The organism is Nostoc sp. FACHB-110, from assembly GCF_014697425.1.
GTDB lineage: Bacteria > Cyanobacteriota > Cyanobacteriia > Cyanobacteriales > Nostocaceae > Nostoc_B.
This window is the reverse complement of record NZ_JACJRU010000062.1, coordinates 1-22,356: the sequence shown is the minus strand read 5'-3', so window position 1 is coordinate 22,356 and position 22,356 is coordinate 1. Positions and strand designations below refer to the sequence as shown.

At 42.4% G+C, this 22,356-nt stretch carries 16 protein-coding genes; 8 read left to right on the top strand and 8 right to left on the bottom strand.

All coding sequences use genetic code 11. The features are described from left to right. Positions 1-208: 208 nt before the first annotated feature. The 3 genes from pyk to H6G69_RS31600 form a co-directional block, all read right to left on the bottom strand. Positions 209-1,639 (bottom strand): pyruvate kinase, encoded by a 1,431-nt coding sequence (pyk, locus tag H6G69_RS31610; protein WP_190693385.1) that lies wholly within the window; start codon positions 1,637-1,639, stop codon positions 209-211. Between the two features lie 274 nt (positions 1,640-1,913). Further along, positions 1,914-2,951 (bottom strand): type I glyceraldehyde-3-phosphate dehydrogenase, encoded by a 1,038-nt coding sequence (gap, locus tag H6G69_RS31605; RefSeq protein ID WP_190693382.1) that lies wholly within the window; start codon positions 2,949-2,951, stop codon positions 1,914-1,916. Between the two features lie 443 nt (positions 2,952-3,394). Continuing rightward, positions 3,395-5,776 (bottom strand): phosphoketolase, encoded by a 2,382-nt coding sequence (locus tag H6G69_RS31600; RefSeq protein WP_190693375.1) that lies wholly within the window; start codon positions 5,774-5,776, stop codon positions 3,395-3,397. Between the two features lie 671 nt (positions 5,777-6,447). Here H6G69_RS31600 and H6G69_RS31595 point away from each other — a divergent pair. From H6G69_RS31595 to H6G69_RS31585, 3 genes are read left to right on the top strand one after another with little or no spacing between them, the layout of a single operon-like run. Continuing rightward, on the top strand, positions 6,448-8,055 hold the full coding sequence (locus H6G69_RS31595; protein ID WP_190693373.1) for an AAA-like domain-containing protein: 1,608 nt from the start codon (positions 6,448-6,450) through the stop codon (positions 8,053-8,055). Between the two features lie 48 nt (positions 8,056-8,103). Further along, positions 8,104-8,736, top strand: coding sequence for a type I restriction enzyme HsdR N-terminal domain-containing protein (locus H6G69_RS31590; protein ID WP_190693371.1), 633 nt, complete (start codon positions 8,104-8,106; stop codon positions 8,734-8,736). A 56-nt stretch (positions 8,737-8,792) separates the two neighbouring features. After that, the gene (locus tag H6G69_RS31585; RefSeq protein ID WP_190693369.1) at positions 8,793-12,824 is read left to right on the top strand and encodes an AAA-like domain-containing protein; all 4,032 of its coding nucleotides are present in this window, start codon (positions 8,793-8,795) and stop codon (positions 12,822-12,824) included. Between the two features lie 523 nt (positions 12,825-13,347). On the opposite strand, the gene H6G69_RS31580 is transcribed toward H6G69_RS31585, so the two are convergent. The 4 genes from H6G69_RS31580 to H6G69_RS31565 all read right to left on the bottom strand — a co-directional run bounded on the left by H6G69_RS31580 (position 13,348) and on the right by H6G69_RS31565 (position 15,990). Beyond that, positions 13,348-13,692, bottom strand: a complete 345-nt coding sequence (locus H6G69_RS31580) for a helix-turn-helix transcriptional regulator (protein WP_190693404.1) — start codon at positions 13,690-13,692, stop codon at positions 13,348-13,350. A gap of 105 nt (positions 13,693-13,797) precedes the next feature. Next, positions 13,798-14,688, bottom strand: a complete 891-nt coding sequence (locus tag H6G69_RS31575) for a sulfite exporter TauE/SafE family protein (RefSeq protein ID WP_190693367.1) — start codon at positions 14,686-14,688, stop codon at positions 13,798-13,800. After that, entirely contained in the window at positions 14,685-15,230 is a 546-nt protein-coding gene (locus tag H6G69_RS31570; RefSeq protein ID WP_190693365.1) for a rhodanese-like domain-containing protein, read from the bottom strand. The genes H6G69_RS31575 and H6G69_RS31570 overlap by 4 nt, the downstream gene beginning before the upstream one ends. Before the next feature lie 67 nt (positions 15,231-15,297). Then, positions 15,298-15,990, bottom strand: a complete 693-nt coding sequence (locus H6G69_RS31565; protein WP_190693363.1) for an MBL fold metallo-hydrolase — start codon at positions 15,988-15,990, stop codon at positions 15,298-15,300. A gap of 844 nt (positions 15,991-16,834) precedes the next feature. Here H6G69_RS31565 and H6G69_RS31560 point away from each other — a divergent pair. The 4 genes from H6G69_RS31560 (at position 16,835) to H6G69_RS31545 (ending at position 19,998) form a co-directional block, all read left to right on the top strand. Further along, complete coding sequence (locus H6G69_RS31560; protein ID WP_190693362.1) at positions 16,835-17,281, top strand: Rrf2 family transcriptional regulator; 447 nt, start codon at positions 16,835-16,837, stop codon at positions 17,279-17,281. Between the two features lie 201 nt (positions 17,282-17,482). Continuing rightward, positions 17,483-18,097 carry a DedA family protein gene (locus H6G69_RS31555; RefSeq protein ID WP_190693360.1) on the top strand — a complete coding sequence of 205 codons (615 nt, stop codon included), beginning with the start codon at positions 17,483-17,485 and terminating at the stop codon, positions 18,095-18,097. A 225-nt stretch (positions 18,098-18,322) separates the two neighbouring features. Continuing rightward, on the top strand, positions 18,323-19,471 hold the full coding sequence (locus H6G69_RS31550; protein ID WP_190693358.1) for a ParM/StbA family protein: 1,149 nt from the start codon (positions 18,323-18,325) through the stop codon (positions 19,469-19,471). A gap of 5 nt (positions 19,472-19,476) precedes the next feature. Next, complete coding sequence (locus H6G69_RS31545) at positions 19,477-19,998, top strand: plasmid segregation centromere-binding protein ParR (protein WP_190693356.1); 522 nt, start codon at positions 19,477-19,479, stop codon at positions 19,996-19,998. A gap of 267 nt (positions 19,999-20,265) precedes the next feature. Here H6G69_RS31545 and H6G69_RS31540 read toward each other — a convergent pair whose 3' ends face one another. After that, positions 20,266-20,409: a hypothetical protein gene (locus H6G69_RS31540; protein WP_190693355.1), complete on the bottom strand. Its 144-nt coding sequence runs from the start codon at positions 20,407-20,409 to the stop codon at positions 20,266-20,268. Between the two features lie 169 nt (positions 20,410-20,578). On the opposite strand from H6G69_RS31540, the gene H6G69_RS31535 reads away from it, so the two are divergent. Beyond that, the coding region (locus H6G69_RS31535; protein WP_190693354.1) for a tetratricopeptide repeat protein at positions 20,579-22,356 on the top strand (1,778 nt) is incomplete at its 3' end.

Genomic DNA, 22,356 nt, shown 5'->3' with positions numbered 1-22,356 from the left:
TGTAGGATTTACCAAAGCCCTTTCGGGGCGGGTGTCGGGTATGGGGTATGGGGTGTAGGGGGAAGGAAGAACAGCCAACCATCCTTCACTTACAACCCTCACACCCTTAAACCCTTACACCCCTATTTATTAACACTCTCTACTGTTGTTCTCATTCCAATACTGGAAATCTTTCTTAACGCTTGGTTTTAGCCCTATTTTAGATACTTCATGCCAGAATTGGCTGTCCAATTGAATGCACTTTAATTAAACTAGTTGTGCCTGATTTACCAATTGGTACGCCAGAAGTAATTACAACTTTATCGCCTTCATTGACCAAACCCGTGTCTACAACTGTGTTGACGACGTTGACAAACATTTCTTCGGCGTTATGAACTGGGGGAATAAGTATTGGTTCTACGCCCCAAGAAAGTGCTAGTTGGCGATAGGCATTTTCATCAGGTGTGAGGGCAATGATTGGTGCTGAAGGACGGTATTTTGAGACTAATTTTGCTGTGCTTCCTGATGTGGTGTTACAGAGAATTGCTTTTGCACCTGTTTCATAAGCAATACGACAAACTGCTTCGGCGACTGATTCGGTAACGCTAAGGCTACCTGCTTCGTGACACCAAGAATGTTTACCGCCTTCTTGTAGAGCTTTTTCTGTGTGGACTGCGATGTTGTGCATGACTTGTACCGCACCAACAGGATACTGCCCGACGGCGGTTTCTCCAGATAGCATGACGGCATCGGTTCCATCCAAAATGGAGTTAGCCACGTCGGTGGCTTCGGCGCGGGTGGGGTCGGGCGCGCTAATCATTGACTCCAGCATTTGGGTAGCGGTAATCACTGGTTTACCTGCTTGATTGCAACGGCGAATAATATCCTTTTGAATCAAGGGAACTTCGTGAATTGGTACTTCTACTCCTAAATCGCCACGGGCAATCATAATGCCGTCGGCAACTTTTAAAATGGAGTCAAAATTTTCCACTGCTTCTGGTCGTTCAATTTTGGCAATCAAGCGAATTGAAGCCCCAGCTGCTTCGATCATCCTCTGGGCGGGTTCTAAATCTTGGGGCGATCGCACGAAAGAAACCGCCGCAAAATCCACACCCAACTGGATGCCAAAGCGCAAATCCATCAAGTCTTTTTCGGTGATAGAACTCACAGGTAAGGGTGTTTCTGGCAAATTTACTCCCTTGTGGGTGGAAATTAAACCGCCAATTTTCACCAACGCCCGAATTCTATCGGCATCGCGATCGCTGACAATTAATTTGACGCGTCCATCATTAATTAAAATCGGTTCCCCTGGTCGAACCATTGCAAATAAAGTTGGCAATGGTAAAGGCAATTCGTCGATGCTGCTGCCTTTTTCTTGCAAGACAAAGGTAACTTCTTCACCAGCCTCAACCATTAACCCTTCTGGTGGTAAAGTGCCTAAGCGGATTTTTGGGCCACAAAGGTCTTGCATAATTGCCAATGGCTTTTTTTGCTCTTTACTAATTTGCCGCAAATGCTGGGCTGTTTGTGCATGAAATTCATGCGCCCCGTGCGAGAAATTCAGCCGCGCCACATTCATACCAGCCTCGACTAGGGCTTCGAGTCTTTGAGGTGCAGAACTAGCAGGGCCAACAGTGCAAATAATTTTTGTTCGACGCATAGGGATGAGGGGTTTAGGTATAAATTGCGATATAGATATTCCAGTCATCTATATCACTTGTGCTTCATATCACTTTTTTCCTATGTAAAATTGAGTATGAATTCTCAGTTACTTCTAGATAAAAAACATCATTTTCTTGTGGCATGGGTGTCCTTACTTCCTACAAAGGGGCAAGATGCCCACCCCACAAGATGAATAATTTGTGGCTTGGAAAGTATGAATTTCAGACTTCAGACTTCATACTTCAGACTTCACACTTCACACTTCATACTTTTTAAGCTGGTACAGCCAAAAGTTGTTCTTTCTTCGCCATCGACAACAACAGGTCAACTACACGGTTGGAGTAGCCCCACTCGTTGTCATACCAAGAAACAACTTTAAAGAAATTGGCATTTAACTCAATTCCTGCACCTGCGTCGAAAATGCTGGAGTGAGTATCACCTTGAAAATCTGTAGAAACTACTTCTTCGTCGGTGTAGCCTAAAACACCAGCTAAGGAACCTTCGGCGGCTGCTTTCATCGCTGCACAGATTTCTTTATAGCTGGTGGCTTTGGCAGTTTTAAAGGTGAGGTCAACTACCGACACATCAGGGGTAGGAACACGGAACGCCATCCCAGTTAACTTACCTTTTAACTCTGGTAATACTAAAGCCACAGCTTTAGCTGCACCTGTAGAGGAAGGGATAATGTTTTGGGCTGCGCCTCGTCCACCGCGCCAGTCTTTTTTGCTGGGGCCATCTACTGTGGGTTGAGTTGCAGTCATGGCGTGTACTGTAGTCATCAACCCTTCGGTTAAACCAAAGTTATCATTGATGACTTTAGCAATGGGAGCCAGACAATTTGTAGTACAACTAGCGTTGGAAACGATTAAATCTTTGCTGGGGTTGAATAAGTCGTGGTTTACGCCCATTAGCAAAGTTGGAACTCTATCGGGGTCTTTTGTCGGTGCGGAAATGATAACGCGCTTTGCACCTGCAGCTAAGTGCTTAGATGCGCCTTCATAATCAGTGAAGAGTCCGGTAGATTCGACTACATAGTCTGCACCTAATTTGCCCCAAGGCAATTCGGCAGGATTTCTCACGGAAACGCAAGGGATAAAATGCTCATCAATTACGATACCGTCTTCTCTGGCTTCTACCTTGCCTTTAAACTTACCGTGGGTAGAATCGTACTTCAATAGGTAAGCGAGGTTATCTGGCGGTACTAAGTCATTAATGCCGACAAATTCGATGTTGGGGTTAAAAATGCCTGCACGCAATACTAGCCGACCAATACGACCAAATCCGTTAATGCCTACTTTCAATTTAGCCAAGATTAAACCTCCTGTTGTGAGAGTTGAACAAAAGGAGAAAGTTACAACTCAAACGCGATCGCCTTTAATGTTTACTTTCTGATCCTGACAGTTTCAGTCGGCTAAAGCATATTTACTTGGCATCTTTTAATGTTTGATTGTCTTGTTGTGATTTGTCTTTACCAGAGACTTTAATTTTGGCAAATTAACTGGAAAAAGTAATTTTTGCTGAGTAATAAATCCTAATCTTTCGCCTCAGCATCTCTTTTCCATGTATTCTCTTGTACACAGTTGATGCAAGCTACTTATTTCTAACTAACTTATGCCTACTTCAACTTAAATTAAACATTAGTAACAAATATGTAACGAATTCTGTAGCGGAATTATCAATTATTAATTAGGCAAAAGGGAAAAGGGAAGAGGCAACAGTGATTTCTGTTCCTTCTTCCCCGTTCCCTTTTAATTTAATAAGGCCATTTCCAGTTGCTAATTTCGGGCATATCTTCGCCGTACTGAGAAATGTATTGTTTGTGTTCGATCAGCTTATCTTGCAGGTGTTGTTTAACGTAAGCTGCTTTAGCACCTAATTTAGGTACACGGTCGATTACATCCATGACTAGATGATAGCGATCGAGGTCGTTGAGAACCACCATATCAAAGGGTGTGGTGGTGGTTCCTTCTTCTTTATAGCCGCGCACATGGAGGTTATGGTGGTTGGTGTGGCGGTAGGTGAGGCGGTGAATTAGCCAAGGATAGCCATGAAAGGCAAAGATGACTGGTTTATCGTTGGTGAAAATGGTGTCGAAATCTCTTGGGCTTAAACCGTGAGGATGTTCACTTTTTGGCTGTAATGTCATTAAATCGACAACATTCACTACCCGCACTTTTAAGTCAGGGAAGTTTTGCCGCAAGATATCGACAGCTGCTAAGGTTTCTAGAGTGGGGACATCTCCAGCACAAGCCATGACGACATCGGGTTCGCTACCTTGGTCGTTGCTGGCCCATTCCCAAATACCAATACCTTTGGTGCAGTGTTTGACGGCTGTATCCATATCGAGATATTGCAATGCTGGCTGTTTACCAGCTACAACCACGTTGACATAGTGACGGCTTCTTAAGCAATGGTCGGTGACAGAAAGCAAGGTGTTAGCGTCGGGTGGTAAATAGACGCGAATGATTTCTGATTTTTTGTTCATCACATGGTCGATAAAACCAGGGTCTTGGTGAGAGAAACCATTGTGGTCTTGTCGCCAAACGTGAGAGGTAAGTAAGTAATTGAGGGAAGCGATTGGTCTACGCCAAGGAATATGACGAGTAGTTTTCAACCATTTGGCGTGCTGGTTGAACATAGAATCAATAATGTGAATAAATGCTTCGTAGCAAGAGAAGAAGCCGTGACGGCCTGTGAGAAGATACCCTTCTAACCAACCTTGACAGTTAGTTTCGCTGAGAACTTCCATCACTCGACCATCAGGTGATAGGTGTTCGTCTTCGGGGAGAATTGGTTCAACCCAAGTGCGGTTGGTGACTTCTAGGACAGCATCGATGCGATTAGAGGCTGTTTCATCGGGGCCGACAATGCGGAAGTTCTTGGTATCAAGGTTGAGTTTCATCACATCCCGCAGAAATTGGCCCATGACTTTGGTCGCTTCTGCTTCGACTGTGCCGGGTTTGGTAAATTTGACGGCGTAGTCTTGGAATTTGGGCATCTTCAAATCACGCAACAAGATACCGCCATTGGCGTGGGGATTGTCACCCATCCGCCGTAGACCTGTGGGGGCTAATGCTGCGAGTTCTGAGATGAGTTTGCCGTTAGCATCGAAGAGTTCTTCGGGCTTGTAACTCTTCATCCAGTCTTCTAATAATTTTAGATGTTCTGGTTGTTTAGATATTGCCCCAAAGGGGACTTGATGCGATCGCCAAAAGCCTTCGGTTTTTTTTCCATCCACTTCTTTTGGCCCAGTCCAGCCTTTGGGAGTACGCAATACAATCATTGGCCATTGCGGACGTTGTTTAAAACCATGTATGCGGGCTTCTCGTTGAATATTTTGAATTTCTGCAATGATGGTGTCTAATGTCGCCGCCATTTGTTGGTGAACTTCGGCAGGTTCTGAACCTTCAACAAAGTATGGTTTGTAACCATAGCCCACGAATAAGCTTTCTAATTCTTCTTCGCTTAAGCGGGATAACAGCGTAGGGTTAGCAATTTTATAGCCGTTAAGGTGCAGAATTGGCAAAACTGCCCCATCATTGACTGGGTTGAGAAACTTGTTAGAATGCCAACTTGCTGCTAAAGCCGCAGTTTCGGCTTCACCATCACCAACCACAGCCGCCACAATTAAGTCAGGATTATCAAACGCTGCACCATAAGCGTGACTAATTGCATAACCTAATTCGCCGCCTTCGTGAATTGAACCAGGTGTTTCTGGGGCGACGTGGCTAGGAATTCCCCCAGGAAAGGAAAACTGTTTAAACAGGTGCTTCATTCCCTCTGCATCTTGGGAAATATGCGAGTAATATTCGCTGTAAGTGCCTTCTAGGTAGGTGTTAGCCACTAAACCGGGGCCGCCATGACCAGGCCCGGCAATGTAAATCATGTTTAAATCATATTTTTTGATGATGCGGTTGAGGTGAACATAAATAAAGTTCAACCCTGGTGTGGTTCCCCAGTGTCCTAATAGCCTGGGTTTGACGTGTTCAATTTTTAGGGGTTCTCTTAGCAGTGGATTGTCGAGTAAATATATTTGCCCTACTGACAAATAATTAGCTGCACGCCAGTAGGCATTGATTTTCTGCAATTGGTCGTCTGTTAACGGCTTTGCTTGTGGAGAGATTGCTAAAGTCATATTAAAGTTCCGGATTACAACAGGATTTTGACTCTGTTCAGTAAGCTAGTTTAGTCTTCGATGCAGTCATGGCCATCTTACCCATGACGAATTTTTCCGATATTTGTAAATATCGGAAAATCGGAATTAGTAGTTATCTCAATCAACTGGGGAAATGTTGAATAATTCTGAATATTTCTCAATGCTGACTGTTTGAGAGAGTAACAGATTTAGTAGTAGTAAGTGGTTGTTTTTAAGATTTTTTTAAACCTAATTTATTTATTGGCATAACAGAAAATAAAAGACTATTTGACTTGATAAATTTATTTTTTAAATCTGTAAATATTACCTTTGACAGAGGGCAAGGGAATATTGTTATTATTGAAGATTTATCGGAGAAAAAAAGAACAGGTGACAGGTAACAAAGTTAAAAGTCTTTTAGAGATAAGAGTTTTTGCGGAGATTTTTACCTTATTTATAGGCAATTTGCTGTAATAAATCAAAAAAATGCGATCGCTCTGTTTACCGCTCTAAATCCCTCATTTTGAGTGAAAAATCGCCAAAATTCATTGACCTATACGCTTCAAATTTTTAGAGGAATTGGGGATATTATCAGCGATAATCACAGTATATTTGCTGTAGTACACTAATTTTAGGGAAAAAACCTGGGTTAATCTACATTAGTTCGCTCTGTGAAAAAAATCCTGATTTTATCAGCCCATCCTACCGACGGCAAACCATTACGTTTAGATAAAGAAGTCCGAGAAATTCAAGCAGGGTTAGAACGCGGCAAAAGCCGGGATAAATTTGAGATTATTTCTCAATGGGCAGTACGTCCTGAAGATTTGCGCCGCGCGCTTTTAGATTATGAACCGGAAATTGTGCATTTTTCGGGACACGGCACTGGTAATCAAGGTTTAGTGCTAGAAAATGAAGCAGGAGAGGGGCAATTAGTCAGTACAGCAGCTTTAACTAGGTTATTTGGCTTATTTAAAGACAAAATTGAGTGCGTTTTATTAAATGCTTGCTATAGCGAAGTGCAAGCCGAGGCAATTTTTCAGCATATTGGCTGTGTAGTAGGAATGAGCCAAGCTATTGGCGATGAAGCCGCTAGAGAGTTTGCGGTGGGTTTTTATGATGCGCTGGGTGCGGATAGATCCTATCAAGATGCTTATGAATTTGGTTGCAATGCGATTGATTTAAAAAACATTCCCGAATCTTTTATTCCTGTGCTCAAAAGTCGCAAAAATTCAGTTAAGCCAACGCCAACAGCCTCAGATGTAATTTTAGAAAATCCGGAAGGGCAAGTTCCCCTAGGATCTGCATTTTACATCGAGCGATCGCCAATAGAAAGCGATTGTTACACAGAAATTCTCAACCCTGGGGCATTAATTAGAATTAAAGCACCGCGCCAGATGGGGAAAAGCTCATTAATGTCACGAGTTCTTGACTATGGCAGCCAACAAGGTTATCAAACTGCATATTTAAATTTTCAGTCAGCTGATGCCGAATTTCTCGATAGTTTAGATATGTTTTTGCAGTGGTTTTGCGCCAGCATCACCGATAACCTGGGATTAACAGACAAGTTAGAAGACTTTTGGCGCGGGGTTTTAGGGAGTAAAAACAAGTGTAGTAACTACTTTCAAAGGTATTTACTGAAAGAAATCGACACGCCCATCACTTTGGGTTTAGATGAAGTAGACGAAATTTTTAAGCACCCGACAATTGCAACCGATTTTTTCGGCTTGCTGCGCGCTTGGCATGAACGTGCTAAGAATGATGCGATTTGGCAAAAGCTGAGACTGGTAATTGTCCATTCTAAAGAAGTGTATATCCCTTTAAATATTAATCAGTCGCCTTTTAATGTGGGTTTACCTGTGGAGTTACCAGAATTAAATCAAGCACAGGTGCAAGATTTAGTGCAGCGTCACGCACTGAATTGGACAAACTCGCAAGTTGAGGAATTAATAGGGTTAGTGGGGGGACATCCTTATTTAGTGCGGGTGGCTTTATATCAAATTGGACGCGGGAGGATGACTTGGAAAGAACTAGAACAAATCGCCCCAACAGAAGCGGGGCCTTATAGTGACCATTTGCGCCGTCATTTGCTGAACTTGCAAAAAGATGATCAATTATTAGCAGCCTTAAAACAAGTAGTGACAGCTGATGTCGCCGTGGATGTAGAGACAACAGAAGCCTTTAAACTCCGCAGTATGGGCTTAGTGAAATTTCAAGGAAATAAAATTATGCCATTGTGTAGTTTATACCGGAAATATTTTTGCGATCGCCTAAAACTATGAATCAGTTATCAGTTATCAGTTATCAGTTATCAGTGAAGGTATACATAAATGGTTCAAGTTATTCAAGGCAAAGATATATCCTTAGCGCAAATTATTGATGAATTTGGGCTACAACTTGCCGATGAAACTGAGTTTTTTTTAGAGTGGCGACAAGATTTACCACCGTTGAGTGAATTAGAACAGCAATTACTCAGCGAGGTGAAAGCAGAGTATTTGCATTTATCGAAATATCCAGTTTTAGAACCTGTAGTCAAAATGGTGGTGTTGTCGCCGTTATTGCGTTTAGCAGGTTTTTATCAACCACCTTTTTATATCGCCTCAGCACAAGAAGTTGAAATTTCTTCTGAAGATGAAGGCACAATTGTTAGAGGACGTATTGATATTTTGGTATTTCATCCACCATTTTGGGTGCTGGTGATTGAAGCCAAAAGGGCGCAATATTCTTTAGAAGTAGCTATTCCCCAAGCTTTGGCTTATATGTTGGGTAATCCTGACAACGGTAAACCGACATTTGGTTTTGTTACCAATGGTCGAGAATTTCAATTTATTAAGTTAACCAAACAAGGCATACCAAAATACGCATTATCTTACACACTTTCTCTAAATCGTGATGAAGACATTTATACTGTGGTCAAAGTTTTAAAACATCTAGCTAATTTAGTCCAACAAAATAATTCGTAATTCGTCAACTATGTACAAGATTTTTTCAACCTAACCCCATACCCCTACACCCCTTTATGACAAAATACCAGTACCAAGTCGGGGGTAGTCTCCCCCAAGATGCGCCAACTTATGTCAGACGACAAGCTGACGAAGATTTGTATGCAGGCTTGCAAGCTGGGGAATTTTGTTATGTGCTGAATTCGCGGCAGATGGGGAAATCTAGCTTGCGGGTACAGGTGATGCGGCGGTTGCAAGATGAAGGGTTTGCTTGCGCGGCTATTGATATTACGGCTATTGGCACGGCAGATATGAATGCTGAACAATGGTATGCCGGAGTGATTGATATATTGGTGGGTTATTTTAATCTTTATACTGATTTTGATTTAGAAACTTGGTGGCAGGAAAATCATTTAATTTCACCTGTGCAGAGGTTTAGTAAGTTTATTGAAAAAGTTTTATTACCCAGAATTCATCACAAGATTGTTATTTTTATTGATGAGATTGATAGTGTTTTGAGTCTGCCTTTTAATTTAGATGATTTTTTTGCAGTCATTCGAGATTGTTATAACCGTCGGGCAGATAAACCTGAATATAACCGCATCACTTTTGCCTTAATTGGGGTGTCTACTCCCTCAGATTTGATTGAAGATAAAAGACGCACGCCTTTTAATGTTGGTCGCGCCATTGATTTAACTGGTTTTAAATTAGAAGAAGCCGAACCTTTGGCGCGGGGTTTAGCAACAATTGGAAATTCGCAAGAATTGATGGCGGCGGTGTTGGCGTGGACGGGGGGACAGCCGTTTTTGACGCAGAAAGTTTGTAAGTTGATGATTGGGGAGTGTACTTCGACTGCGCTCAGTAACCAGGGGGATGGGGAGAAATCTGAAATTGCTGTGTGGGTGGAAGAAGTTGTTAGAAAGCGAATTATTGAGAATTGGGAAGGGCAAGATGAGCCGGAGCATTTAAAAACGATTCGTGACAGAATCATGCAGAGTGGGGAAAAGCGCACTGGGCGGCTGTTGGGCTTGTGTCAACAGATTTTGCAGCAAGGTGAAATAGTTGCAGATGATAGTCATGACCAAATGGTGTTGCGGTTGACTGGGTTGGTGGTGAAGCGAGATGGCAAGTTGCGAATTTATAACCGCATCTATGCAGAAGTGTTTCGCTGGGAATGGTGTAACAATATTTTATCCCGGTTGCGTCCCTATTCTGATGCTTTTAATGCTTGGGTGGCGGCGGAATATCAAGATGAGTCGCGCTTGTTGCGGGGAAAGGCTTTGCAAGATGCCCAAACATGGGCAGCAGGTAAAAGTTTGAGCGATGTTGATTATCAATTTTTGGCAGCTAGTCAAGAATTTGATAAACAACAAATGCAAATTGCTTTAGAAGCACAAACACAAGCTAATCAAATTTTGGCAGAGGCGCAGCAACGAGCCGAAGTAGCTTTAGAAGAAGAAAGACAAGCAAATCAACGTTTGGCACAGGCGCAACGCAAAACCCAAAGACAAATTCGCTTAGGCACAGGAGTATTGGCATTATCTTTAGTGGGGGCTGTAGCGGCTTTGGTAGTGGCGGGAAACGCTAGACATGAGCAGTCTTTGGCTATTAATGAACGCGATAAAGCTAAAAAAGAGCAAACTGCGGCGATAGGTGAAAGGGATATAGCCAAACAAGAAAAAACGGCGGCGATAGCTGAACGCAATAGGGCGAAAAAAGATATAGATGTTGTAACTGCACAAAAAAACAAAGCTCTAACAGAAAAACAAAAAGCCATTAAAGACCAAAAAGCAGCCACAGAAAAAGCAAACGCGGCGAATAATAAGTTTATTCAAGCCCAAGCAAATTTAGATCAAGCTAACCAACAAGTAAAAGCAGCGACACAGCAGTTTAAAGAAGCAACCGAAAAGGCAAAATTGGCACAAGCTGATGCCAATTTTGCCACTGGAGAAAAACAAAAAGCGCAAGCAGACTTAAAAAATGCTCAAATTGCTTTAGATAAAGCCATTGCTGCCCGTGGTAATGCCTTAGCAGAACTAAAAAAAGCCGATGAATTTCGCAAAATTGCGTTAAAGGCGACGCAATTAGAACAAGACGGAACAAATGCCTTGCGGGAGTTTAGACGTTTTAACGAAATTGAGGGATTGCTGTTAGCCGTGCGGAGTGGCGAAGAACTCAAAACTTTAGTTAAGGATACAAAATCTTTAGCAGATTACCCAGCTTACAGCCCGTTGTTTAGTTTGCAGACTATTCTGCTAGAGATTCGAGAAATAAATCGTTTAGAAGATCATAGCGATGGGGTCAATAGTGTGGTGTTCAGCCCGGACGGTAAAACCTTAGCCTCTGCTAGTGCTGACAAGACTATCAAATTGTGGAATCGAGACACGGGTAAACTCATCTCCACCCTCGAAGGTCATAGCAATGTGGTCACGAGTGTGGTGTTCAGTCCCGACGGCAAAACCTTAGCCTCCGCTAGTACTGACAAGACCATCAAACTGTGGAATCGAGACACAGGTAAACTCATCTCCACCCTCGAAGGTCATAGCAATGTGGTCAATAGTGTGGCGTTTAGCCCAGACAGCAAAACCTTAGCCTCTGCTAGTTGGGACAACAGCATCAAACTGTGGAATCGAAACACAGGTAAACTCATCTCCACCCTCGAAGGTCATAGTGATGTAGTCAATAGTGTGGTGTTCAGCCCGGACGGCAAAACCTTAGCCTCCGCTAGTTGGGACAACAGCATCAAACTGTGGAATCGGCACACCGGTAAAGTTATTTCCACCTTAGAAGGTCATAGCGATGCGGTCAATACTGTGGTATTCAGCCCGGATGGCAAAACCTTAGCCTCCGCTAGTTGGGACAACAACATCAAACTGTGGAATCGGCATACCGGTAAAGTTATTTCCACCGTAGAAGGTCATAGTGATGCGGTCAATACTGTGGTATTCAGCCCGGATGGCAAAACCTTAGCCTCCGCTAGTAATGACAAGACCATCAAACTGTGGAATCGAGACACAAGTAAACTCATCTCCACCCTCGAAGGTCATAACGATGGGGTCAATAGTGTGGTGTTCAGCCCGGACAGCAAAACCTTAGCCTCTGCTAGTGCTGACAAGACCATCAAACTGTGGAATCGAGACACAGATAAAGTTATTTCCACCTTAGAAGGTCATAACGATGGGGTCAATAGTGTGGTGTTCAGCCCGGACAGCAAAACCTTAGCCTCTGCTAGTGCTGACAATAGCATCAAATTGTGGAATCGAGACACAGATAAAGTTATTTCCACCTTAGAAGGTCATAGCGATGGAGTCTGGAGTGTGGTGTTCAGCCCGGATGGCAAAACTTTAGCCTCCGCTAGTGCTGACAACAGTATCAAATTGTGGAATCGGCACACAGGTAAACTCATCTCTACCTTAGAAGGTCATAGCAATGTGGTCATTAGTGTGGTGTTCAGTCCCGACGGTAATACCCTAGCCTCTGCTAGTCTTGACAAGGCCATCAAACTATGGGATTCGCATACAGGTAAACTCCTATCTACCTTGGAAGGTCATAGTGATGCGGTTAATAGTGTGGTATTCAGCCCGGATGGCAAAACCTTAGCCTCCGCTAGTGCTGACAACAGCATCAAATTGTGGAATTGGCATACAGGTAAACTCATATCCACCCTCGAAGGTCATAGCAATGCAGTCATTAGCGTGGTATTCAGCCCGGATGGCAAAACCTTAGCCTCCGCTAGTGCTGACAACAGCATCAAATTGTGGAATTGGCATACAGGTAAACTCATATCCACCCTCGAAGGTCATAGCAATGCAGTCATTAGTGTAGTGTTCAGCCCCGACGGTAATACCTTAGCTTCCGCTAGTGCTGACAACAGCATTAAACTGTGGAATCGCTACACAGTTAAACTCATCTCCACCCTTGAAGGCCATAGTGATGCGGTCATTAGTGTGGTGTTCAGCCCTGACGGCAAAACCTTAGCCTCCGCTAGTGATGACAACACCATCAAACTGTGGAATTTGAATCTAAATGATTTACTCGCGCAGGGTTGCAGTTGGCTGAAGGGTTATTTGGCTAGTCATGATGATGCGCCAAGGGTGTGTGGGAATTAGGGGCGTGGGGGTTTAAGGGTGTACACTTCGGCTACGCTCAGTGACCGGGTGTGGGGAGAAAGGAAGGGGAGGGGGATGAGGGGAAGATGAAGATATGTGGGGAGAGAATGAACAGGTTTTAGCGATCGCATTTGCTGTAAATAAGCGATAGTTTCACGTTCCACTCATCAACAATCTACCTTAAAAGGCGAACATTGAAGAAATAAACACGATTGTTCGAGTTCAAAGCCTGACAATTTTCGTTTCAAACCTAAACGTTCTCGTTTCAAACCCGAACGTTCTCGTTTCAAACCTGAATGTTCTCATTTCAAACCTGAACGTTCTCGTTTCAAACCTGAATGTTCTCGTTTTAACCCCGAACGTTCTCGTTTCAAACCCGAACGTTCTCGTTTTAACCCCGACAATTTATAACGAAAAATATCATATTAATACATATTATGTAGAGACGCGGTATATCGTGTCTCTACATAAGCAATTATTTAATTCCATTTACGTCAAAATTCTTTGATGGGGCAGTACAATCTTAGTTATTTCGCAAAGCTTCTAGATGCTTTAACTGCTCTGATTGCTGCTGAAGACGAGTTGAAAGGCGATCGCATACTAATTCGCAAATTTCAAAAATCAATGGATCAACAATTTCATAATAAATATTCACCCCTTGTGGTTGACGTTGAACAATTCCTGCTTGCGCCAAAATCTTCAAATGTTTAGATACATTTGCTTGCCCTAGTCCAGTAGCTGCAATAATTTCTGAGACATTTTTGCTACCTGATTTTAAACTACACAACACTTGCAGCCGACTAACTTCTGACAGCACTTTAAAATAGTCCGCAACTGGCCCAAGTGCCATAGGTAAACCTTCAACCATCATTGTTTTTCAAAAAGATAAACTACTAAATTACTATATAGTAGTATGTCTAGGCATGTTCAACTCAAAACCTCATACATGAATCAGTGTGATTTGGGAATTTACTTATGTAGTCAGGGAGTGGGGAGTAGGAAAGAAGCCTTTTTTTGGGTGTATTAAGGAGGCAGGAGGACGAAGGGGGGATAAGTCCTGTTGTGAGACTGTTGTTGATTGAGGCTTATGAAAGTTCTGTATGAGAACTAAAGCTGCAACTGCCAGTAAAAAATAACCAAAGCTTTTTTGTAGTTTATGCGCCGGAACAAATTGGGCTAAGTACGCACCAAAAACTGTTCCAACACTAGCAGCCACAATGAACGATAACATTAAGTTCCAATTTAAAGAAACATGACCAACATAACCCAAAAAGCCTGCAACTGAGTTAAATACAATAATTAACAGTGATGTGCCAATTGCCTGCTTCATGGGTACATTTCCTAACAATACCAAAGCCGGAACGATCGCAAACCCACCACCTACACCAACTAACCCAGTTAGTACGCCAACACCCAAGCCTTCTGTCATTAACCATAACCAGCAATACTTACACACTGGTGGCTGATATAATGCCAGTTGATGATCTGTGGTTACAGGCTGAGAACTGCGACGAATCATCAACACTGCCGCAAACAACATCATCAAAGCAAACAGCAACATTTGAAAAGTTGCGGTGACAAATGGCAGTATGGCAATTTTGGAACCTAAAAATGCCCCCAACATGGTTGCTGAACCGAAAATTAATGCTGTCTTGAAATTCACATTTTTGGCTCGCCAGTGAGGAATTATACCCAACAAGCTGACAGTACCGACAATAACTAAAGTCATAGCGATCGCTGATTTTGCAGGAATCCCCATAACGTAAACTAAAATTGGTAGTGCTAAAACCGAACCCCCGCCGCCAATTAAGCCCAAACTCACGCCAATACAAGCAGCCAATAAATGCCCTACTATCCAAGTCATACGCTGCTCCGTTGATTATAGGGGAGTTTGGCTAGCAACATTCCCAACATACAAGTATCTGTAATTCCCGCAAACATTAATCCGGCTCCAACAAAGCCACTCAGTATCAAGAACCAAGGTGAAACAAATGCTCCTAATAATGTGCCGCTAAATACTAAAGAACCTGCCACAATTTGCACTTGTCTCATTAAACTAATGGGAGCATTCTGATTAATTCTGGTGGGATAATTAGCTGCTTTCCAAGCCGTCAAACCACCGTGTAAATGAGTTACTTTGCTAAATCCGGCATCAAATAGCTTTTGCGCGGCCATTGTTGAGCGACTACCAGAACGACAGTAAATAACAACTTGAGTATCTGCATCTTGAGGAACTTTACGCGGATCGAATTGAGATAAAGACACTAATCTTGCGCCTGGAATATGTTCTCCGGCATACTCTGATGGTTCTCGGACATCTATAAGTGTGACAGTTTGTTGCTCTAGCAATTGTTTGAGAGTCTGAGCGTCAACAGTTTGTAATTTGCGTACATCAGAAGTAGTCATAAATATTTGCCCTTGAAAAAATAGGATTTTGAACGCAGAGATTAGAGGAAGTGTGTGTGTGATTTGCTTATGCAGCAACGTTACCGCAGCGTTGGTTAGCGGGTACTGCTTCCATAATCTTTTTAGGGTTGGGTAAATTTAGGTTTGCCATTAATTGGATAAATTCATCTCGGCTACGTCCCACAAACCGAGGGTTCCACTGTTTTTCTTCGGCAATAGTGGAAACTGTATTACCTCGATAATCATGACCAGGATAAACCAAGGTTTCATCAGGCAATGTAAACAAGCGTTGTGTAATTGCGTCGTACAGCATTCCCGCATTACCGCTTTGAAAATCAGTGCGTCCACAACCACGAATTAATAGCGAATCTCCTGTCAATAGATGAGTTTTATTGATTAAATAGGCATTATGACTATCTGTATGACCCAGAGTTGCGATCGCTTCTACTTTGACGCTACCTAATTCTAATACTTCACCATCTTTCATTAATCTATCTGCACAGACAGCTTGGGCATTTTGCGGTACGATGCCTACACAACCAGTCGCCTCGCGCAGTTTTGCTGTCCCAGTAATATGGTCTGCGTGGATATGCGTTTCTAAACAATATTTGAGAGTTAGTCCTAATTCTTGCAGTAATTGGCGATCGCGTTCTACCTGCTCTAACACCGGATCTATTAACATTGCCGTTTTCGTATCTAAATCTGCAACTAGATAAGTATATGTACTTGTTTCTGGATCAAATAGTTGTCGAAATAACATGATGCTGTAATCCTAATGAAGTTTCACTAATACATAATATGACTATATAGTAATATCGTTTAATTGTCTAGTTCGTTCATACCAATTCTTGTACCTTGTAGGGTGTGGGAGGGGCGTTTTTTCCTTACACCCCACACCCTGTTGTTGGTCACTATGCGAAGATTTTTCCTGATCATTGTCTGGGTGGGGCTGAGTTTCCCCAAGTATTGCTAGGGATGCTAGAAGCCTTTGGTGCGGAGGATTATCCAGAACGCAGACATTGTTGTAGTATGGGATTTTCTTGTGGGAAGTCCTGAGGGCGGGCAAGACTTGTACTGATACCATTTCACAAAAAATATGATACGGGTGTAAACCCTGAAAGCTTTGCTGTATCTAAGTTTTTTAATTGCGTTAGCGCAGCGTAAAGCCTGACGGCATGGCTTCGCTTAGAGCGACGTACTCCTTCGGAGAAGCAAGCTACGCGTAGCGTCTCCCTTTGGGAGAAGGAGCGTCATTGCGTTAGCGCAGCGTTAGCGAGCCTGCGAGCGTCATTGCGAATTGCGAATTGTGAATTGGTATGAGTTTGCCGAAGTATGCCCACCCCACAAAATGAATAACTGATTTTTTGTAAATTCCTTAGAAAATGTCTAGTCTGTAGCCAAAAATTATTATGAACTAGCAGCAGTTGAACATTAGGAACTACTGCTAGCTGATGAAAAATTTTCTGTTGCTATTGCTTTCAAAACGACCTTCATTTTTACTTATAAATTCTATTTATCAATTCTAAAAGAAATTATATTTGCTTTTAGAATTATAAAAATTTAAGATTACTGTACTTAAAAAGTAATTTAATTAGGCTTTTTAGATGTCTTGCTTAGAACTTTCACATAAATTTCAATATAGCCTGATTGCGTTGTTAGAGATTGCTAAAAGTTATGAGAGTGGAGAAGCACGGCAAATTAGAGAAATAGCAGCAATCCATAACATACCTGTGAGATATTTAGATCAATTGTTAGGAACTTTAAGATGCGGTGGTTTAATTCAAAGTATCCGAGGTTCTAAAGGTGGTTATATTCTGGCCAGAGAACCCAAAAAAATTACCGTTTTAGATGTTTATCGATGTATAGAAAATGTAGTTACTGTTAACCCTACTTTGGACTCTAACGTTGAATCGTTAAATAATAATGTGGTAAAAGATATTTGGCAAGAAGTTACTGGTGCTTCTTTATTAGTTTTACAGCAATATACGCTTTGTGACCTTTGTGAAAAAATCACTAATCGCCGCCTAACGGAGATTATGTACTATATTTAAATCTAAATAAGATTCTTTCTAGATAGAATTTTCCGATCATCTACATCCCTGCATATTAATTGAGCGATCGCGCAAAACTCTCTTCATTTTATGCAAATATATATTTTGAGCGTCGCAAGCTGAAAGATTAGGTAAAGTCTTGTAAAGATTAACGTTAAATTAGCAACAATAACATTTGTTGCCCTTTTAGGACTAGACTCGATGCTTGAATGGATAACCAATACAATCAATTCCTTGGGATACGTGGGGATCGCCTTATTGATGTTTGTCGAGAACCTGTTTCCACCAATTCCTTCCGAACTTATTATGCCATTGGCAGGATTTACCGCTAGGGCAACACCAGAAAGGTTAAATGTAGGTGGCGTATTCCTGGCAGGGCTTTTGGGGTCTGTAGCCGGCGCACTTGTATGGTACTATCCTGGTAAGTTTCTGGGCGAAAAGCGCCTCAAAGCGTGGGCTGACAGATACGGTAAATGGTTAACTATATCCAGCAAAGATATCAGCAAAGCGACACGCTGGTTTGATACTCAAGGCAGTAAAGCAGTATTCATTGGTCGGCTTATACCAGGAGTCCGCACATTAATTTCTGTGCCTGCTGGCATTAGCAATATGCATTTGCTACCATTTCTTTTTTATACGACGTTGGGTAGTGCTGCCTGGGTAGGTTTGTTAACATACTCAGGTTACATTTTAGGTAGCCAGTATGAACTGGTTGACAAGTATCTCGCACCAGTGTCCAAAATTGTACTTGGGAGCCTGGTTTTGGCATTTGTAGTTTGGGTACTCAAGCGTAGGCAAAAAAAGACTAGACGCTAAAATACACAACCCTAATTTAAATCTCATTTAAAGTTGGGGGGGTTACATCTGGTAAAAATTCGCCTACACTATGCCAAATAATGCTGAACAAAGCGATCGCCTAACTCAGCATTAGGCGTATTCGTAGTTACAATTGACGAAACCTAGAATTTTTGGTATCTCGCATGGTTGTATGTAAGATGAGCAAGTTAAATTTTAACAGTTAACAAAGGACTAGGAGCTTTCATGACAGACCAACCTTCCGCCGCTACTCCAATGAACGCTGCTGCTATCCCTCTTAACCGGGTGTCAGCATCTACCCCAATTAATACTGCTACCACTGTTAAACCCAATGGTAGTTCCGGTAAATCTATTCTCAGTGTGGACTTAGGTAGAACATCTACCAAAACCTCTGTAAGCCGCGAACCAGGTAATGTGGTTTTCATCCCCGCCAATGTCAAACAAATGTCAATGGAAGAAGTTCGGGGAGGAATCTTTGAAGCCCGCGCCACTGATCCTTTAATGGATTTGTGGATGGAGTATCAAGGAAGTGGTTATGCTGTAGGTCAGCTAGCCGCCGATTTTGGTGCAAATTTGGGAGTTGGCAAATCTAAAGTAGAAGATGCATTAGCTAAAGTGTTAGCTTGTGCTGGCTATTTCAAGCTTAAAGACGAAATTTCTGTAGTGCTGGGTTTACCTTTTCTGTCTCTAGAGCAATTTGAAAAAGAAAAGGCTCAAATCATCAGTCAATTGACTGGCCCTCACATCATGAACTTTAGAGGTGAAACAGTCTCCCTCAACATTAATAAAGTTTGGGTAATGCCAGAAGGTTATGGTAGTCTGCTGTGGTGTGAAGCTCAACCCAAAAAAGGCAGTGGATCTCCTGACTTTACTAAAGTTTCGGCCGCTATTGTCGATATTGGACATCAAACTATCGATTTGTTGATGGTTGATAACTTCCGCTTTGCCCGAGGCGCTTCTAAGAGTGAAGACTTCGGAATGAGCAAGTTCTACGAAATGGTTGCTAAAGAAATTGAAGGCGCAGATAGCCAATCTTTAGCATTAATCACTGCTGTCAATAAACCCAAAGGCGAGCGTTTCTATCGTCCCAAAGGTGCTAGCAAGCCTACTAACCTAGATGATTTCTTGCCTAACTTGATTGAGATGTTTTCTCGTGATATTTGCAGTCGCGTACTTGCTTGGTTGCCTGAGCGTGTTACGGATGTAATTATCACTGGTGGTGGTGGCGAATTCTTCTGGGAAGATGTACAACGTCTTTTGAAAGATGCTAAAATTAACGCCCATTTAGCTGCACCATCTCGCCAAGCGAACGCCCTGGGGCAGTATATTTATGGAGAGGCACAATTATCTTCCAGTCGCTCCGCTAGGTCTTAAAACCGATGTTCCAATGGTCAAAAAAAGTAGTTAAATCGGTCACGTTCAACCCAGAAGTTGCAGACGAAAGCTTGTTATCGCTGGTGGAAAGCCACTTAGAACCACAGCCCGAAAAGTCTTTCAGCGACCTCTGCAAAGAAGCCCTATGGCAATTTTTATGTGTACCGGAATCTGTAAAACCTGGTTCAAATACAACAGCCACAGACTCGGTTGGACAGAAAATCGATGAACTGCAACGTCAAGTGGCTGACCTGGAGGAACGCTTTTTCGCTAAAGAATCTAATCGTTTGGAGGCGATGGAACGCCATATTTTGCAACTGACGCAACAAATGGCGCATCTGGCAATTTTGGTCACAGAAAGACCGATTATTCACCATCAGCCTCCAACTTCACCAGCACCAGCGCAAACACCTGTAGCGTCGGCAGTACCAGCAAAGGAAATGGCAAACACTACCTATGTTGCTACACCTGCTGAAGATGTTGACCCTGTTATTAGTCGCCTAAGTCAGTTTCTTGATGATTTTTAAGAAACCTTTAGGAATTTAAAAATTTTTGTTTTGTGAGCAATCCTTAGTAGTTAAGACTATTAAGGATTATTAATTTTTAGCGGCATTATTTTCAAATAATTAATCCTGGGCGATTGGAAATCGCGGCTATACAGACAAAACCCACCTCCGTGAGTTTCAAATTTTGAGAAATGGGCGATTGCTCGCCTGTGTAATATGATTTAATTCACCAAAGTCTTCAAATCGCCGACTTTCTTGAAGAAGTTAGGGATTTAAGTTCTACTATAATCACTTCAAATCTTCTTCTTCTGGTTGTAGCAATTCCCAGATTAGTAATGTGAGTTCAATCACTAATCCTGAACCAGGAAAAAATAAATCAGCAATTAGGGGAATTAGAAATAACACAACTGCCATCAGTTTTTTAGCTTTCATGCGCTTTGCCTCAAACACTGAAGCAAAGGTAAATTTGGGGTAGTAAAGCAAAGCAAAACCTTAGCTTGTGGGTGGCAATACGTGAATTTGCTGATGTCTGACTTTGGGGATGCTAGATTAAGTTTGGGGATTCCCGAAACTTTGTCGTAAATTTGAGCAAAAATCAGCAATGGCGCGTGTTAGCTATGGTGATGATGTCAAAGCACGGGTAAGGAAACTGTTAGAAAGGTTTTTGGCTTATGCCAATGACGAGTTAGAAGACGGTGAACTTTATCAAATAGCCCTCAACTGGGAAACGCCGCAGCAAGTAATAGTAAGAACACAGCTAAGAGTGTTGGCAGAACTTAGCGGTTTAACCAAAGAAGAAGTTAGGGAAGCTTTAAAACGACTGGAAGATTTTGTCAACATTCTCGAAGATTTGCGCGAACACAAACGAGGTTCGGAAGATTGGCACTTGCGGCTAAAGCTTTGGCATGGCAAAGGCGACAAAGAAAAGAATTTGCAAAAATTTGATGCAGAATGGCAACGCCGAAGAGAAGAATTACCCGGTGTGCAGCGTGAGAAAGGTAGAAAAACTCAACCCACACCTACCCGTTACGAAAATATCCCCTTGAGTGGCGTGGTGGAATTTGTTGGACGTGAAGCGAAATTGCAAGAACTCCATCAGTTGTTGCAAGAAAATCAACAGGTAGCCATTGCCGCTATTGCAGGTATGGGTGGAGTCGGCAAAACAGAATTAGCTTTGCGATATGCTAATTTGCACCGCGTCACTTATCAAGGCGGAATTTGCTGGTTGTCTGCATTAGAGGATGTGGGGTTACAACTGGTGCAGTTTGCTATGAATCAGCTGCAATTAAGTATCCCAGATGATTTAGATTTAGTTGGGAGGATGCAACACTGCCTGACAAAATGGCCAGAAGGTGAGGTTTTACTGGTAATTGATAACGTTACTAACTATCGAGAAGAAGTTAGGTGTTATTTAGAGTCTGTTCCTTCGCGGTTTAAGCAGTTAATTACCACGCGGGAAAAATTACAACCGCCAATAGTGCGCTTAGATTTGGATGTGCTGACACCACTCGCGGCGATGAAGTTATTAAAATCTATAGTTGGTAGGGAAAGACTACGGCGTGAACCTTTAATTGCAAGAAAGCTTTGTAAGTGGTTGGGATATTTGCCCCTGGGTTTGGAATTAGTCGGGCGTTATTTGTTAGGTGATGAGGAATTATCCCTAGCAGAAATGCTGCGAGATTTGGAAAAAGAGCGTTTGAAGAATGAAGCTTTAGACGAAGCTCGACCAGAAATGACTGCTAAATTGGGTGTTGCTGCTGCTTTTGAATTGAGTTGGCGACGGTTGCGAGAAAATGCCCAAAATTTAGGTTGTCTTCTGAGTTTATTTGCTTTAGCTCCAATTCCTTGGGAGTTAGTAGAGGGTATAAAAATAAATAATGAGGCTCAAGATTGGAAAAAAGCCAGACGTGAGTTGTTACAGTTACATTTACTTCAGCATAAAGGTGAGGGAATTTATCAACTAAATCCCCTATTGCGAGAGTTTTTTCAAGATAAGCTTACAGGTTTAGAGCAGAAAGAGGAATTTAAGCGATCGTTTTGTGGGGTAATGGTAGCAGTTGCTAAAGATATTCCTCACAACCCCATACTTGAGCAAATTAAGAATGTCACCCCCGCTATACCTCATTTGGCAGAAGTAGCAAACAATCTCATTCAATATGTCAGCGATGAAGATTTAACTCGGCCTTTTGTTGGCAACGCTTGGTTTTATCATGGTCAAGGAATATATGACAAAGCAGCACCTTGGTATCAGCAGTGTCTAGAAATTACTTCAAAACTCCTGGGCGAAGAACATACCCATGTCGCCACTAGCCTCAACAACCTAGCTCTACTCTACTACTCCCAAGGCAAATACAGCGAAGCCGAACCCTTGTTCATCCA